This window comes from Pseudomonas sp. PB105 (assembly GCF_009764655.1).
Classification (GTDB): domain Bacteria; phylum Pseudomonadota; class Gammaproteobacteria; order Pseudomonadales; family Pseudomonadaceae; genus Aquipseudomonas; species Aquipseudomonas cyclaminis.
Genome location: NZ_RWIO01000027.1, coordinates 52,444 through 66,859, shown reverse-complemented (window position 1 = coordinate 66,859; position 14,416 = coordinate 52,444). Strand labels below are relative to the sequence as shown.

The following is a 14,416-nucleotide window of genomic DNA, read 5'->3' as shown; positions in this document are numbered from 1 at the left end:
AACTGTGGGAGGGAGCAATCCTCTCCCACATTTGATTGGTGTAGATGCTTCCTTATGGGAACATTCCTACACGCCGTTGCGCTCCCATTCCCGCCTCAATCTGCCAGACTTCCCCCGCTATCGGCCACGCTAACGGAGGATCTGATGACGATTCGTGCAGTAGTTTTTGATTTCGGCGGTGTTTTGTTCGATTGGAACCCGCAACACCTGTACCGCAAGCTGATTGCCGACGAACACGAGCGGCAATGGTTCCTCGATACCATCTGCACCCAGGCCTGGAACACCGAGCAGGACGCTGGCCGGCCGTTGGCCGAAGCCACGCAAGTGCTGGTCGATCAATTCCCGCACCATAAAGCCTTGATCACCGCGTACTACGACCGTTGGCACGAGATGCTGCGTGGTCCGTTGCCTGACGGTGTGGCGATTCTCAAGGCGCTGCATACGGCCAACATGCCGTTATTCGGGCTCACCAACTGGTCTGCCGAAACCTTTCCCTATGCCCGGGCCAACTACCCATTCCTGAAGTGTTTTCGCGACATAGTGGTGTCTGGCGAATTGAAGCTGATCAAGCCCAATCCGGCGATCTACGACGCCAGCCTCAGTCAGGTTCGTGCCTATTTGCCCGATATCCAGCCAGGGGAAGTCGTGTTTATCGACGATGTTGCCGACAATGTCGACGCTGCCGTCGCGCTCGGCTGGCGAGGCATTCACCATGTGTCGGCTGAACACACGGCGGCTCGGCTGCGTGAGTTGGGCGTGGGGTTCTAGCGCGCCCACTTCTCCAGGGCGAAATCGACAAAGGCGCGCAGCTTTGGCAGGCGATAACGGTCCTGGCCGTACAACAAGTGCATGGGGCGGCTGGGCAGTTGGTAGGTGGTCAGCAATGCCACCAGCTTGCCGGTCTGCAGGTCGGGTTGTACCAGGGCGTCGGGCAGCATGACGATGCCCATGCCTTGCACCGCCGCCTGGCGCAGGGCCTGGGAGCTGTTGATGGTGAGCGAGCCGGACACCGGGATTTCCACTTCGCCCTCTGCGCCGGTCATGCGCCAGAGCTTGTCTGCATTGCGCCAGTCGTCGGTGGACGGGTAGGCGAAGGCCAGGCAGTCGTGGTGTTGCAGGTCCTCGGGCGTCTGTGGCGTGCCGCGCCGTGCCAGGTAGTGCGGTGAGGCGCAGAGGGTGATGGTGTAGTCCTGCATCGGCCGCGCGATCAGGCTCGACGCCTCCAGTTCCCCCAGGCGGATCGCGACGTCAAAGCCGCTGTCGACCATGTCCATGCGCTGATTGCTGAGCACCACGTACAGTTTGATCAGGGGGTAGCGTAGGGAGAATTCGCTCAAGGCGGGCGCCAGGCGTTCGGTGCCGAAGGCAGGTGGGGCGGTGATGCGCAGGGTGCCTTTGGGAACTTCACTGTGGGCTTGTTCAGCCCATTGCTCGGAATCGGCCACCAGCCCCAGCACTTCCAGACAACGCTGGTAATACTGGCCACCGAACTCCGTCAGGCTCTGTTTGCGCGTGGTGCGCTTGAGCAGGCTGACGCCCAGGCGTTGCTCCAAGGCGCGCAGGTGGTTGCCGACCATGGTGGTCGACATCCCGCACGCGTGGGCGGCGGCGGTCATGCTGCCGGTCTCCACCACTTTCACGTAAACCGACATCGCTTGGAACAGATCCATTATCAATCCCTGATTTAAAGTCATTGCAGGAAAGTGCAGTTTATCCAGCTGAGGTGGCTAACGATACTTCAACCACCCCAACCGGAGCCTGCCACCATGACTGCCGCCTGCCTGATGACCACCTACCAACCTTTGGCCTTGAGTTTTACCCGTGGCCTGGGCACACGCCTATGGGACCAGCAGGGCCGAGAATATCTGGACGCGGTAGCGGGCGTGGCAGTAACCAACGTCGGTCACTCCCACCCGAAACTGGTGACAGCCATCAGCGAGCAAGCCGGCCTGTTGCTGCACACCTCCAACCTCTACAGCATCGACTGGCAGCAGCGGCTGGCTCAGCGCCTGACACAACTGTCCGGCCTGGACCGTGCCTTCTTCAACAACTCCGGCGCCGAAGCCAACGAGACCGCACTGAAACTGGCGCGATTGCACGGCTGGAAAAAAGGCATCGAAGAACCGTTGGTGGTGGTGATGGAAAACGCCTTCCATGGCCGCACGCTCGGCACCATGGCCGCCAGTGATGGGCCATCGGTGCGTCTTGGTTTTCAGCGCTTGCCTGGGGATTTTCTCAAAGTCCGGTTTGGTGATCTGGCGGCCATCGAAGCGCTCACCAAAACCCTTGGTACGCGGATCGCGGCGGTCTTGCTGGAGCCGATCCAGGGCGAAAGTGGCGTGTTGCCAGCCCCACCGGGTTACCTGCAAGCCTTGCGCGACCACTGCACGCGCCATGGCTGGTTGATGATGCTCGATGAAATCCAGACGGGCATCGGCCGTACCGGCGCGTGGTTTGCGTTCCAGCACGAAGGCATCGTGCCGGACGTCATGACCCTGGCCAAAGGCCTCGGCAACGGCGTGCCCATTGGCGCCTGCCTGGCCCGGACGGCGGTCGCTCAGTTGTTCACGCCGGGCAGCCATGGCAGCACCTTCGGCGGCAACCCGCTGGCGTGTCGGGTGGGCTGTACCGTGCTGGACATCATCGACGAGCAGGGCCTGTTGCAGAACGCTGCGCAACAAGGCGAACGCTTGCTGGCGCGGTTACGCATGGAATTGGACGAGCACCCGCAGGTGCTGGCGATTCGCGGGCAGGGCTTGATGATCGGTATCGAATTGGCCAGCCCCTGCCGCGACCTTGCCCAGCGCGCCGCCCAGGAACATGGGCTATTGATCAACGTGACGCGGGGCAAGGTCATTCGCCTGTTGCCGCCGCTGACCCTGGATGCCAAAGAGGTCGAGATGATCGTGCGGGCCATCACCCGGTTATTGGATCAGGTCCATTGAGCCATTCCTGGTTCATGGTTTCTTTATCGCCCAGGTATTCGAGCAACCACGCCATGGCCGGGGACAGTTTGTTCTGTGCCCAGGCCACGCACGACGGGCTGGCAGGGAAGGGCCGGGTCAATTGCAGCGCCACCAGTTCACCGCGTTCGATCCATGGCAACACCTGATGCGCCGGCGCCATGCCGACGCACAGGCCATCGCGCAGGCAATCGATGGCGGATGCCCAGTTCGGCACCACCAGCCGCCGTTGGTTATCCAGCGTCCAGGTATCACGCTTGGGCAGGTTACGTGAGGTGTCGGTCATGCACAGCGAGGCGAACGGGCGCAGTTGGTCATCACTGAGCAGGCCTTGCACGGCCGCCAATGGATGCCTGGCGCTGACCACACACAGCCAGTTCAACAAGCCCATGTCGCGGAAAGTGAAGTGACTGGCCACCGGCACCGCGCTGGTGGCGCCGATCACAATGTCGGTGCGCTCATCGGCCAGGGCATCCCACACGCCGTTGTACACCTCGTACTCCAGCAACAATTCCACCTCGGGAAACTGTCGATAGAAATCCAGCACCAATTGCCGGCAGCGCAGAGGTTTGACGATGGAGTCCACGGCCACCTTCAACTGGCCGCTCCAACCGTTCGCCACCTGCTGGCACAATCGCCGCGTGCCGAGCATTTTTTTCATCACGCCTCGGGCTTCGTCTATAAACAGACGGCCTGCGGGGGTCAGCTCGACGTCGCGATGGCGCCGCACAAACAGCGGCACCGCCAGCCATTCTTCAAGCTGGCGCACCGTGTAGCTGATAGCCGATGGGACGCGGTGCAATTCTTGAGCGGCGGCGCTGAAGCTGCCGTGGCGCGCCACCGCATCGACGACATCCAGGGAGTATTCAGACCACATAATGCTTGTCTTCAAAATTATTGATAGGAGTGTCCAATTATTATCGCTTCACACGCAATCTGTCAGCTTCATAATGGGCGCCAGTCAGCAAATAGTTTGATGGCAGCATCGACAAGGCTTCAATGAAAAATTCTTTTGGTTTCACTTGGTATCTGGCGGGGCTGAGCATGCTCGGTTATCTGGCCATGGATATGTACTTGCCGGCGTTCGGCGCCATGGGCGAGCAGTTGCAGATTGGCGCGGGCGCGGTGGGTGCCAGCTTGAGCATTTTCCTCGCCGGCTTTGCCCTGGGACAGTTGTTGTGGGGGCCGTTGTCCGACCGCCTGGGCCGCAAGCCCATTCTGCTCGCAGGCTTGAGCCTGTTTGTGCTGGGCTGCGCCGGGATGTTCTGGGTCGAGACAGCACCGCAACTGCTGGCCTTGCGTTTTATGCAGGCGATTGGCGTGTGCTCGGCTGCCGTGAGCTGGCAGGCGCTGGTGATTGATCGCTATCCGGCCGACAAGGCTCACCGGGTGTTCGCCAGCATCATGCCGTTGATGTCGCTGTCGCCGGCCCTGGCGCCGCTGCTGGGCGCGATGGTGCTGAATCACTTCGGTTGGCAGGCGATCTTCGGGGTGCTGCTGGGCGTTTCGCTGCTGTTGCTGCTGCCGACGTTGTTCCTGCGCAGCGTGCCGAAGCTGCAGACTGAAGCACCATCGCGCCTGGGTTATACGCAGTTGCTGACGTCTCGGGTGTTCACCGGCAACGTAATGATCTTCGCTGCCTGCTCCGCGAGTTTCTTTGCCTGGCTGACCGCTTCGCCCTTCATCCTTGGCGACATGGGCTACAGCCCGAATGACATCGGCCTGAGCTACGTACTGCCGACACTGGCGTTTCTGGTAGGTGGCTACAGTTGTCGCAGTGCCCTGCAGCGTTTCCAGGGCAAAACGCTGCTGCCCTGGTTGTTGGTGGCCTATTGCATCAGCATGCTGGCGCTGTACCTGGTTGCGACCTTGACCGTGCCGACCCTCACCACGTTGCTGATTCCGTTCTGCCTGATGGCGTTGGTCAACGGTGCGAGTTATCCGATTGTGGTAGCGAATGCGCTGATGCCGTTTGCGGAAAACTCCGGCAAGGCGGCGGCGCTGCAAAACACCTTGCAACTGGGCCTGTGTTTCCTCAGCAGCCTGCTGGTGTCGTCGATGATCGAGCAACCGCTGCTGATTACCGTGATCGTGATGCTGGCGACCGCGCCACTGGCGGTGTTGGGCTACTGGCTGGCGCGGCCGAAGGCGGACGACTCCGAGTTGGCCGCTGCCTAGAACGTTATTTCCATATTCACCGTCGGCGTCGACGTGCGGCTGCCCCGGCCGCCGTCTACACCGAACTTGTTATGCCAGTACTCGTAACCCACCCCGAGGTACAGGTTCGGCTTCACGCTTTTACCCGGCCGTACCGCCACCATCAACGCTGTGCGCATCAAGGCCTCCGGCGCCGTGTCGCGGCCATGGTAGTCCTCACCTTTTTCCCCGACGTAATTGATAAACCCCTGGAATTTCGCCGCGTGGCTGGCGATCTCGAATGGACGCATCCAGGTCAGGTTAAGCAGGTAGGTGTCGTCGAAGGTGTGGTTCGATTCCTGCGCGCCGGGGATGCCGGTGTGGTTCTTTTCCTTGTAGTACATCAGGCTCAGATCCAGCACGCCCACGGTGTTGAACTTCAAGGTCGGGCCAATCACCAGCGCGCGTTTTTTCGCCGAGGCAAAGTTGTTGTTGCGGTTGGCATCAAAGCCCAGGGTCAGCGCGTAATCCTTGATCAGCCCGGTGCCCAGCGGCACATCCAATACACGTGAGGCGTACAACTGATGCCGGTATACGGCATACACCTCGCTGCCACCGTGATCGGTGCCCTTGCGCGGGTCGCTGCTGTCGGACAGGAACACATCCAGATTCAGGAAATTGCTGCCGTATTGGTAGCCGCTGGCGTGGGTGAAGCTGTAGATGCGCTTGCTGAAGTCGTCGGGGTTGTTCGGGTTGGTGAACTGCTGGCCATAGCGAAAGCCCAGGCTGTTGTTCATCCATTCCACCGCGACAGCCTCCCCGCCGCCGAGGAGGGTGAGTGCAACGGTGGCGCCCTGTAATACCTTTTTCATGGTTGTGGTCCTTTGGCGTTCTGGCTCATCACGGCCGGATTGTTTTTGTAACGCCGACGGAGGGTATCTTGTTCGATTGATTGTATACAACTCTATGGACATCTAGTCCTAACATTGCATACAGTGGCCGCACAACAAAAACAGAGAACCCCTCACCATGACTATCCCGAAGGCGTCACCGCAGCGGCCAGAAGATGAGAATCTCGGCGTCGCCGCCAACATGGCTTACGGCCTGCAGCATGTGCTCACCATGTACGGCGGCATCGTCGCGGTACCCTTGATCGTCGGCCAGGCGGCCGGGTTGTCACCTGCCGATATTGGTCTGTTGATCGCCGCCTCGCTGTTTGCCGGAGGCCTGGCGACCCTGTTGCAAACCCTTGGCCTGCCGTTTTTTGGTTGTCAGTTGCCGCTGGTGCAAGGCGTGTCGTTTGCCGGTGTGGCCACCATGGTGGCGATTGTCGGCAGCGACGGTGCTGGCGGGGTGCCAGCGATTCTCGGGGCGGTGATGGCCGCGTCGTTTATCGGGCTGCTGATCACGCCGGTGTTCTCGCGGATCACCAAGTTCTTCCCACCCTTGGTGACCGGCATTGTGATCACCACCATCGGCCTGACCTTGATGCCCGTGGCAGCGCGCTGGGCCATGGGCGGTAACAGCCGTGCGGCGGATTTCGGCAGCATGTCCAATATCGGCCTGGCGGCGTTGACCCTGGTGCTGGTGCTGCTATTGAGCAAGATTGGCAGCGCGACCATCTCGCGCCTGTCGATCCTGCTGGCGATGGTAATCGGCACGGTGATCGCGGTGTTCCTTGGCATGGCGGACTTTTCCGGCGTAACCCAAGGCCCGATGTTTGGTTTCCCGACGCCCTTCCATTTCGGCATGCCGACCTTCCACATCGCGGCGATTATTTCCATGTGCATCGTGGTGATGGTGACCCTGGTGGAAACCTCGGCGGACATCCTGGCCGTGGGCGAAATCATCGACACCAAAGTTGACTCCAAACGCCTGGGTAACGGCCTGCGCGCCGACATGCTGTCGAGCATGTTCGCGCCGATCTTCGGCTCATTCACTCAGAGTGCATTCGCCCAGAACGTCGGCCTGGTGGCGGTGACCGGGGTGAAGAGTCGCTTCGTGGTGGCCACCGGTGGCCTGTTCCTGGTGATCCTCGGCCTGCTGCCGTTTATGGGCCGGGTCATCGCGGCGGTGCCGACCTCGGTGCTCGGCGGTGCCGGGATTGTGCTGTTCGGCACGGTGGCGGCCAGTGGTATTCGCACGTTGTCGAAGGTGGATTACCGCAACAACATGAACCTGATCATCGTCGCCACCTCCATCGGTTTTGGCATGATCCCCATCGCGGCGCCGAGTTTCTACGATCAATTCCCCAGCTGGTTCGCGACTATATTTCACTCGGGCATCAGCTCGTCGGCGATCATGGCGATCCTGCTGAATCTGGCGTTCAACCACTTCACGGCGGGTAACTCGGACCAGCAGTCGGTGTTCGTGGCAGGGACTGAGCGCAGTTTGGGTTTCCACGACGTTGCAGGCCTGCGGGACGGGGATTACTTCAGGGGCGGCAAGTTGTTTGATGCCGAGGGCAAGGAGATTCCATTAGTGGCGCAGGTGCCGAAGAAAGCGGTAAAAACTGAGGTCAGCCAGGCCTGACCCGGTAGCTGCTACGCGACGACGGGAGTCCTTGGCATCCGTAGCAGCTGTCGAGCCTTGGCGAGGCTGCGTAGCGGGCGTATTGACACTCCGCGATCTGCGGGGCGCCCAACGCAGCCTCGCTTGCGCTCGACAGCTGCTACCGGGCGAAACGGGCGCTTGCCCGGTGAGCGTCAAGACGGTATCTACGCAATTTTAAGCACTTTATTCGAACACGCCTCATCCAGAAACTTCACCACCGTCCCCATGCACGCCTGGCGTTCTTCCACATGGGGCATGTGGCTGGAGTCTTCGAACAGCGCCCAGCGCACATCCGCGATCTCATCCAGAAACGGCTTGACCACCAGTGGCGTCGCCTCGTCATGTCGGCCGGAGATTACCAGGGTCGGCACCTTGATCGCGGACAGGCGGCCAATGGATTTCCAGTCCTTCAAACTGCCGATCACATGGAACTCGGTCGGGCCGCTCATGGCGTGATACACCGTAGGGTCTGAGTCGACCTGGGCGAAGGTGCGCGCCACTTCTTCCGGCCAAGGGTTCACGCGGCACACGTGCTGGTCATAGAACACCCGCGACGCGGCGAGGTATTCCGGATCCTGGTAGGTGCCGGCGGCTTCGTGCTTGAGCAGGGTTTCGTGCACGCCTTGCGGCAGCAATTGGCGCAGGCGATTGGCTTCGCTGACCCAGGTGCGCATGCAGGTCGGTGAGTTGGCCGGGATAAACGCGCGCAGGCCCTTGGGTTGCAGGATCGCATGTTCACTGCCGAGCATGCCGCCCCAGGATTGGCCGAGGATCGCGTAGTTGTCGCTGATCTGCAGGTGGTCCAGCAGGTTATCCAGTTCTTTGAGGAACAGATCGACAGTCCAGAAGGACGGGTCTTTTTCAGGCAAATGCGTGGAGCGGCCGTTGCCCAGTTGGTCGTAGTGGATGACGGCGTGGCCGCTGGCCGCGACGTCCTTGAAGGCGTCAACATAATCATGGGTGCAGCCGGGGCCGCCGTGGATGACGACCAGCGGTGTACGGCCACTGGCCAGGTCGCCCGTTACGCGGTACCAGGTCTGGTAGTCGCCAAACGCGGCATACCCTTCGCGGATTTGTTCGATGAATTCCATTTCGTACCCTGCTCTGAAAAAAAGGATCAGGGACACGATAGTCTGCACGTGAAATTTAGGTAACTAGCAAAACAGCTAGGTTTTGCCGATGGATCAATCTTCCAGCAGGCGGTAATGGGTGGCACGAACCACCGCCTGGACGCGGTTCTTTGCCCCCAGCTTATGCATTGCCGAGGCCAGATGCAGGGTGACCACCGCCAGCGAGCGGCTCAACTGAGTGGCGATCTCGGCCGCCGTCAGGCCGTCGGCGGCCCATTTCAGGCACTCGCGCTCGCGTTTGGTCAGGTGGATATGGGGGTAGGTGCGCAGTTCCTTGCTGAACAGCGGGTAGGCCGCTTCCTGCAATGCATGGGAAATCACACTGAAGTCCGACAGGGTCTGCTGTGCCTCCTGCAGTACTGTGCCGGCGCTACCGATGCGCAGGCCGGTCAGCGAAGCAAAACCGCCACGGGGCAGGTGGATCGGTACGCTGACGCCGCAGGTCAGTTGCTGGTCATGCAGGTAGGATGAAACCGGGGCGTGGCACGGATCGATGATTTTTTGCAGCGGGGTATCGGTCTTGGCTTCGTAGGACCACACGAACGGCGACACCGTGCTCAGGGCCAGATGTTGCACCGGATCGATCTGGTAAAACCCTTTGCTGCACCATAACGCGTGCCAGTCGGGCGGGGTATTGCGCAGTTCCAGCACCGAGGGGGTGATCAAGGCGCCGTCCTGGTCGATCGGCACGGGCGAGTAGTCGTAGACCAGCGCATCGAAACCCAGCTGTTGAGCGAGGATAAAGGCGTTGTCCATCTGCTCGTCCAGGCTCCTGCCCGGCATCAGACGTTTGTTGAAGGCAGTCAGCTTGGCCAGCATCCGTTCTGCTCCTGAATTCATTTGAATCTCGACTTGCTGCAAGTAGAATGCCACGCCCCGGCGAAGGACTGCCAGGCCAAACCTATAAGAACTACTAGGTTATGGACGCGCGGCATCCTCGGTAGTGTTGGCCTGGCAAACGGCCGCTACCCGCCAGGCCGATACAACACAAGGAATGTATGCATGTGGCGTGAAATTGCCCCCGACCAGCAGTACAACGTGCAAGTCGACGGCTATAACCTCGTGGTCTACAGCTTTGGCGAAGGCGATGAGGTGCTGTTGTGCCTCAACGGCGGGCCGGGCCTGCCGTGTGACTACTTGCGCGACGCCCATGGCTGGCTCAAGGCGCATAACCTGCGAGTGGTTGCATTCGACCAGCTTGGTACGGGCGCATCAGCCAGACCGACCGATGTTGGGCTGTGGGAAATCCGCCGTTATGTCGAAGAAGTCGAAACCGTGCGCCAGGCACTGGGCCTGGGCCGCGTGCATTTGCTCGGGCATTCCTGGGGCGGCTGGCTGGGCATTGAATACGCCATCCATTACCCCGACGCGCTGAAAAGCCTGATCCTGGAAAACACTGTCGGCGACATTCCGCACCTGTCCCAGGAGCTGGAGCGCCTGCGCGGCGCCCTTGGCAGCGAAACCGTGGCCATGATGCAACGCCATGAAGCCATGGGCACGCTCGACCACCCGCAGTACCAGGCCGCGATCACGTTGCTCAACTATCGCCATGTGTGCCGCCTGGACGAATGGCCGGAGCCGGTCAAACGTTCCCTCGGCGACTGGAACATGGGCCCCTACGAAACCATGCAAGGCCCCAACGAATTCCTCTACGTCGGCAACCTCAAGGACTGGAACCGCATCCCCGAGATGGCCGACTTCACGATGCCGATCCTGATCACCACCGGCCAGCACGATGAACTCACCCCGGCCTGCGCCATGCGCATGAAGATGGCGGCCAAGCACGCCGAACTGCACGTATTCCCCAACAGCAGCCATATGCCGTTCTACGAAGAACCCCAGGCATATTTCCCGGTGCTGCTGGACTTTCTCGCTCGCCACCGAGGCTGACGGATGAACCTGGCGCGCTACCGTTTTGTGCTGTCCCGGCCGCTGCAATTGCTGCCGGTGCTGTTTGGCATCAGCCTGATTACCTTTGTGCTGGTGCGCTCCATTCCCGGCGACCCCGCGCGAGCCTTGCTCGGCTCGCGCAGCACACCGGACGCGTTGCTGAAGATCCGCGCCCAGTACGGCCTTGATCAGCCGTTGTGGCTGCAATATTTCTACTTTCTCAAGAACCTGCTCAAGGGCGACCTCGGGCAATCCCTGCTGTACAAAGTCGACGCGCTGAAGCTGATCGTCACCCGTATCGAGCCGACCTTGGTGCTGGTACTCGGCAGCGTGGTGCTGGCGCTGCTGATCGCGGTGCCGCTGGCGACCTGGGCGGCGCGCAATAAAGGTGGCTGGGCGGACAACCTGATTCGCGTGTTCACCACGGTGGGCCTGGGCATGCCGGCGTTTTGGCTGGGCTTGATGCTGATCCTGCTGCTGAGTGTGAAATGGGGCCTGTTCCCCGTGTCCGGCTACGGTCGCACCTGGCTGGACAAGGCGCACCATATGGTCCTGCCGTGCCTGACCATCGCGCTGGCGCTGTCGGCGGTGCTGGTGCGCAACCTGCGGGCGAGCATGTTGATGGAGCTGCAGGCGGACCACGTCACCGCCGCCCGTGCGCGCGGGCTGTCGGAAGCCGCGGTGTTTCGCCGCCATGTGCTGCCCAACTCCCTGGTGCCGGCGGTCAATCTGCTGGCGGTGAACATCGGCTGGCTGATCAGCGGCACGGTGGTGATCGAAAGCCTGTTCGCCATTCCCGGTATCGGCCAGTTGTTGGTGCGCGGCATCTTTACCCGCGATTACATGGTGGTGCAGGGCGTGGCTATGGTGTTGGCCTGCGCCACGGTGGTGGTCAACTTCATCGCGGATGTGGCGACAGTGGCCCTCGACCCACGGGTGAAGATGCAATGAGCAGCCGCCCGATGATCGCCCCATGGCGCTTGCGCCTGCGTTTTGGTTTTCGCAATGGCCGGCTGACGGCCGCGTGGGGGCTGTTGATCCTGTTGATATGGTTGGCCCTGGCGCTGTTTGCGCCGTGGATCGCTCCGTTTGATCCGATTGCGCAGAACACCGATTTCAGCTTGATCGGTCCCAGCCTGGCCCATCCATTTGGCACTGATAACTACGGTCGTGACATTCTTTCGAGGGTGATTTGGGGCGCACGCATCGACCTGCAACTGGCGATCATCGGGGTGATTTTCCCGTTCATGATTGGCACCTTTGTGGGCGCAGTCTCGGGTTATATCGGCGGGCGTTTCGACAGTGTTTGCATGCGAGTGATTGATGTGATCCTCGCGTTCCCCTTCCTGGTGCTGATGCTGGCGATCATGGCCATCCTCGGCCCTGGCTTGAAGAGCTTTTATATCGCCATGGCGCTGGTGGGGTGGGTTTCGTATGCGCGGCTGATCCGTTCGCAGATCCTGGTACTCAAGGAAAGCGACTTCGCCCTGGCGGGCAAGAGCCTGGGCTTTGGTCACGGGCGCATCCTGTTCCGGCATTTGCTGCCCAACGCGATGTTTGGCTCGATTGTGTTTTCCATGTCCGATGCGGTGCTGGTGCTGCTTAACGGCGCCGCCGTGAGCTACCTGGGCCTGGGCGTGCAGCCGCCGACGGCGGAGTGGGGCACGATGGTCGCCGAGGGCCAGGCCTTTATCACCACGGCCTGGTGGATCTGCACCTTTCCTGGGCTGGCCATCGTGACCCTGGCCATGGGCTTCAGCCTGCTGGCCGATGGCGTTGCCCAAGTGCTGGGGGATCGCGCATGAGCCTGCTGCAAGTGCGCGACCTCAGTGTTATCGCCAACAATGCCGGGCGTGATGTGACGCTGGTCGATCGTGTGTCTTTCGACCTCGCCGAAGGCGAAATCCTGGGTCTGGTGGGCGAAAGCGGCTCTGGCAAAACCATGGCCTGTCGCGGCCTGATGCGCTTGCTGCCGTCGCCCAGCCTGCGGGTGCAGGGCGGTGCGGTGCGCCTTGCCGGCCAGGATCTGTTGCAACTGGATGACGCGGGCATGCGTGCCATACGCGGCGGGCAACTGGGCATGATTTTCCAGAACCCCAGCAGCCACCTCGACCCGTTGATGCGCATCGGCGAGCAGATCGCCGAGGGTATTCGCCTGCATCAGGGCGCGTCGAAAAAAGACGCCCGGCGACTGGCCATCGACGTGCTGCGCCAAGTGGGCATTCCCGATCCCCTGGCGCGGGTCGACAATTATCCTCACGAGTTTTCCGGCGGCATGCGTCAGCGCGCCATGATCGCCGTGGCCTTGGGCTGCAACCCCAAGGTGCTGATCGCCGACGAGCCGACTACCGCCCTGGATGTGACCGTGCAGGCGCAAATCCTGCGTCTGCTGCTGGACCTGCGCGACCAGCGTGGCCTGTCGATCATCATGATCACCCACGACCTGGGCGTGGTGGCGCAAACCTGTGATTCCATCGCGGTGATGTACGCCGGACGCCTGTGCGAGCACGGCAGCAAGTACGACCTGCTGGCCCATCCGCAACATCCCTACACCGCTGGCCTGATCGACTGCCAGCCGGCCCACAGCAGCGGCCACGCCTTGTTGCGCACCATCCCCGGCCAGCCGCCGTTGCTGGATGCGTTGCCTGATGGCTGCCGGTTCAACCCGCGCTGTCCGCAGGTCGGCGCCTTATGTACCGAGTTGCTGCCCGAAGGCGCGCGCGTCGCCTGTCACTATCCGCTGGGAGAGCGTCCATGAGCCTGTTGCAGATCAAGGATCTGGAGGTGCGCTTCGCGGCGTCCGGCAGCGGTTTGTTTGGCCTGAACAAGCAGTGGGTGAGGGCGGTGAACGGTGTATCGCTGAACCTGGCGGCGGGCGAAACCCTGGGGTTGGTGGGCGAGTCCGGCAGCGGTAAAAGCACCCTCGGCCGGGCGATCCTGCACCTCAACCCGATCAGCGCCGGGCAGGTATTGTTCGATGGCGTCGACATGGCCCATGGCAGTGCCATCGACATTGCCCGCCTGCGCCATGAAACGGCGATGATCTTCCAGGACCCCTATGCGGCGTTGAACCCGCGCCACACCATCGGCGAAACCATCGCTGAAGTGCTGCGGGTACAGCGCAAGGTTCCGGCCGAGCGCATCCCGGCGCGTGTCAACGAACTGCTCGATCTGGTCGGCTTGCGCCCCGAACTGGCCAATCGCAAGCCCGGCTCCCTCAGTGGCGGCCAATGCCAGCGCGTGGGCATTGCTCGCGCCCTGGCGGTAGAGCCGCGGTTGATCATCGCCGATGAGTGTGTGGCGGCGCTGGATGTGTCGATCCAGGGGCAGATCATCAACCTGCTGCTGGAACTGCAACAGCGCATGAACCTGGCCATCCTGTTTATCGCCCATGACCTGGCTATCGTGCGGCGCCTGTGCGACCGCGTGGCGGTGATGTACCTGGGCAAGATCGTCGAGGAAGGGCCGGTGGAGGCGGTGTTCAGCGCACCGCGCCATCCGTACACAGCGGCGTTGATCCAGGCGATCCCGGAGATCGATCCCCATCGACCGTTGCCTGCAGAACCTTTGCCCGGTGAGCCGCCGAGCCCACTGAGTTTACCCACCGGCTGTGCCTTTCACCCACGTTGCCGGTATGCCCGCGCGATGTGTTCCGTGGTGTTGCCGCCTACTCATTTCCTGCACGAGCATCGATACAGTTGCGTGCTTGAAGCACCTTTGCTTTGACCTTTCCCTGCCATTCAT

At 61.5% G+C, this 14,416-nt stretch carries 14 protein-coding genes; 9 read left to right on the top strand and 5 right to left on the bottom strand.

Annotated elements, in window-relative coordinates; all coding sequences use genetic code 11:
* Positions 1-144 precede the first annotated feature (144 nt).
* Complete coding sequence (locus EJD88_RS05105) at positions 145-768, top strand: HAD family phosphatase (RefSeq protein WP_158877063.1); 624 nt, start codon at positions 145-147, stop codon at positions 766-768.
* Here the strand turns inward: EJD88_RS05105 and EJD88_RS05100 are convergent.
* A complete protein-coding gene (locus EJD88_RS05100) occupies positions 765-1,670 on the bottom strand; it encodes a LysR family transcriptional regulator (RefSeq protein WP_158877061.1) in 906 nt (301 codons plus the stop codon). The genes EJD88_RS05105 and EJD88_RS05100 overlap by 4 nt on opposite strands.
* Before the next feature lie 96 nt (positions 1,671-1,766).
* Between EJD88_RS05100 and EJD88_RS05095 the strand changes: the two genes are divergently transcribed.
* Positions 1,767-2,945: an acetylornithine transaminase gene (locus tag EJD88_RS05095; protein ID WP_158877059.1), complete on the top strand. Its 1,179-nt coding sequence runs from the start codon at positions 1,767-1,769 to the stop codon at positions 2,943-2,945.
* Here the strand turns inward: EJD88_RS05095 and punR are convergent.
* Positions 2,917-3,840 carry a DNA-binding transcriptional activator PunR gene (gene punR, locus EJD88_RS05090; protein WP_158877058.1) on the bottom strand — a complete coding sequence of 308 codons (924 nt, stop codon included), beginning with the start codon at positions 3,838-3,840 and terminating at the stop codon, positions 2,917-2,919. The genes EJD88_RS05095 and punR overlap by 29 nt on opposite strands.
* Before the next feature lie 122 nt (positions 3,841-3,962).
* Between punR and punC the strand changes: the two genes are divergently transcribed.
* The gene (punC, locus tag EJD88_RS05085) at positions 3,963-5,141 is read left to right on the top strand and encodes a purine nucleoside transporter PunC (RefSeq protein ID WP_158877056.1); all 1,179 of its coding nucleotides are present in this window, start codon (positions 3,963-3,965) and stop codon (positions 5,139-5,141) included.
* Here punC and EJD88_RS05080 read toward each other — a convergent pair.
* Positions 5,138-5,971 carry a nucleoside-binding protein gene (locus EJD88_RS05080; protein ID WP_112194128.1) on the bottom strand — a complete coding sequence of 278 codons (834 nt, stop codon included), beginning with the start codon at positions 5,969-5,971 and terminating at the stop codon, positions 5,138-5,140. The genes punC and EJD88_RS05080 overlap by 4 nt on opposite strands.
* Before the next feature lie 157 nt (positions 5,972-6,128).
* On the opposite strand from EJD88_RS05080, the gene EJD88_RS05075 reads away from it, so the two are divergent.
* Positions 6,129-7,631 carry a nucleobase:cation symporter-2 family protein gene (locus tag EJD88_RS05075; protein ID WP_158877054.1) on the top strand — a complete coding sequence of 501 codons (1,503 nt, stop codon included), beginning with the start codon at positions 6,129-6,131 and terminating at the stop codon, positions 7,629-7,631.
* Positions 7,632-7,816: 185 nt separating this feature from the next.
* Here EJD88_RS05075 and EJD88_RS05070 read toward each other — a convergent pair whose 3' ends face one another.
* Both EJD88_RS05070 and EJD88_RS05065 read right to left on the bottom strand, forming a co-directional pair.
* Positions 7,817-8,743 (bottom strand): proline iminopeptidase-family hydrolase, encoded by a 927-nt coding sequence (locus EJD88_RS05070; protein WP_158877052.1) that lies wholly within the window; start codon positions 8,741-8,743, stop codon positions 7,817-7,819.
* Between the two features lie 93 nt (positions 8,744-8,836).
* Positions 8,837-9,601 carry a LuxR family transcriptional regulator gene (locus tag EJD88_RS05065; protein WP_112194134.1) on the bottom strand — a complete coding sequence of 255 codons (765 nt, stop codon included), beginning with the start codon at positions 9,599-9,601 and terminating at the stop codon, positions 8,837-8,839.
* A 183-nt stretch (positions 9,602-9,784) separates the two neighbouring features.
* Here EJD88_RS05065 and EJD88_RS05060 point away from each other — a divergent pair, with 183 nt between their 5' ends.
* The 5 genes from EJD88_RS05060 to EJD88_RS05040 are packed head-to-tail and all read left to right on the top strand — an operon-like array spanning position 9,785 to position 14,398.
* Positions 9,785-10,672, top strand: a complete 888-nt coding sequence (locus EJD88_RS05060) for a proline iminopeptidase-family hydrolase (protein WP_099587349.1) — start codon at positions 9,785-9,787, stop codon at positions 10,670-10,672.
* Positions 10,673-10,675: 3 nt separating this feature from the next.
* Positions 10,676-11,623, top strand: coding sequence for an ABC transporter permease (locus tag EJD88_RS05055; protein WP_032888892.1), 948 nt, complete (start codon positions 10,676-10,678; stop codon positions 11,621-11,623).
* Positions 11,620-12,477, top strand: coding sequence for an ABC transporter permease (locus tag EJD88_RS05050; protein ID WP_158877050.1), 858 nt, complete (start codon positions 11,620-11,622; stop codon positions 12,475-12,477). The genes EJD88_RS05055 and EJD88_RS05050 overlap by 4 nt, the downstream gene beginning before the upstream one ends.
* Entirely contained in the window at positions 12,474-13,430 is a 957-nt protein-coding gene (locus EJD88_RS05045; RefSeq protein WP_112194136.1) for an ABC transporter ATP-binding protein, read from the top strand. Before EJD88_RS05050 ends, EJD88_RS05045 begins: the two co-directional genes overlap by 4 nt.
* The gene (locus EJD88_RS05040; RefSeq protein WP_112194138.1) at positions 13,427-14,398 is read left to right on the top strand and encodes an ABC transporter ATP-binding protein; all 972 of its coding nucleotides are present in this window, start codon (positions 13,427-13,429) and stop codon (positions 14,396-14,398) included. The genes EJD88_RS05045 and EJD88_RS05040 overlap by 4 nt, the downstream gene beginning before the upstream one ends.
* The last annotated feature ends 18 nt before the right edge of the window (positions 14,399-14,416 follow it).

Coding starts and splice junctions, on each gene's coding strand:
- EJD88_RS05095 (WP_158877059.1), top strand. CDS start 1,767: ATGACTGCCGCCTGCCTGATGACCACCTACCAACCTTTGGCCTTGAGT.
- EJD88_RS05060 (WP_099587349.1), top strand. CDS start 9,785: ATGTGGCGTGAAATTGCCCCCGACCAGCAGTACAACGTGCAAGTCGAC.
- EJD88_RS05100 (WP_158877061.1), bottom strand. CDS start 1,670: ATGGATCTGTTCCAAGCGATGTCGGTTTACGTGAAAGTGGTGGAGACC.
- EJD88_RS05065 (WP_112194134.1), bottom strand. CDS start 9,601: ATGCTGGCCAAGCTGACTGCCTTCAACAAACGTCTGATGCCGGGCAGG.
- EJD88_RS05055 (WP_032888892.1), top strand. CDS start 10,676: ATGAACCTGGCGCGCTACCGTTTTGTGCTGTCCCGGCCGCTGCAATTG.
- EJD88_RS05070 (WP_158877052.1), bottom strand. CDS start 8,743: ATGGAATTCATCGAACAAATCCGCGAAGGGTATGCCGCGTTTGGCGAC.
- EJD88_RS05050 (WP_158877050.1), top strand. CDS start 11,620: ATGAGCAGCCGCCCGATGATCGCCCCATGGCGCTTGCGCCTGCGTTTT.
- EJD88_RS05045 (WP_112194136.1), top strand. CDS start 12,474: ATGAGCCTGCTGCAAGTGCGCGACCTCAGTGTTATCGCCAACAATGCC.
- EJD88_RS05040 (WP_112194138.1), top strand. CDS start 13,427: ATGAGCCTGTTGCAGATCAAGGATCTGGAGGTGCGCTTCGCGGCGTCC.
- EJD88_RS05105 (WP_158877063.1), top strand. CDS start 145: ATGACGATTCGTGCAGTAGTTTTTGATTTCGGCGGTGTTTTGTTCGAT.
- punC (WP_158877056.1), top strand. CDS start 3,963: ATGAAAAATTCTTTTGGTTTCACTTGGTATCTGGCGGGGCTGAGCATG.
- EJD88_RS05075 (WP_158877054.1), top strand. CDS start 6,129: ATGACTATCCCGAAGGCGTCACCGCAGCGGCCAGAAGATGAGAATCTC.
- EJD88_RS05080 (WP_112194128.1), bottom strand. CDS start 5,971: ATGAAAAAGGTATTACAGGGCGCCACCGTTGCACTCACCCTCCTCGGC.
- punR (WP_158877058.1), bottom strand. CDS start 3,840: ATGTGGTCTGAATACTCCCTGGATGTCGTCGATGCGGTGGCGCGCCAC.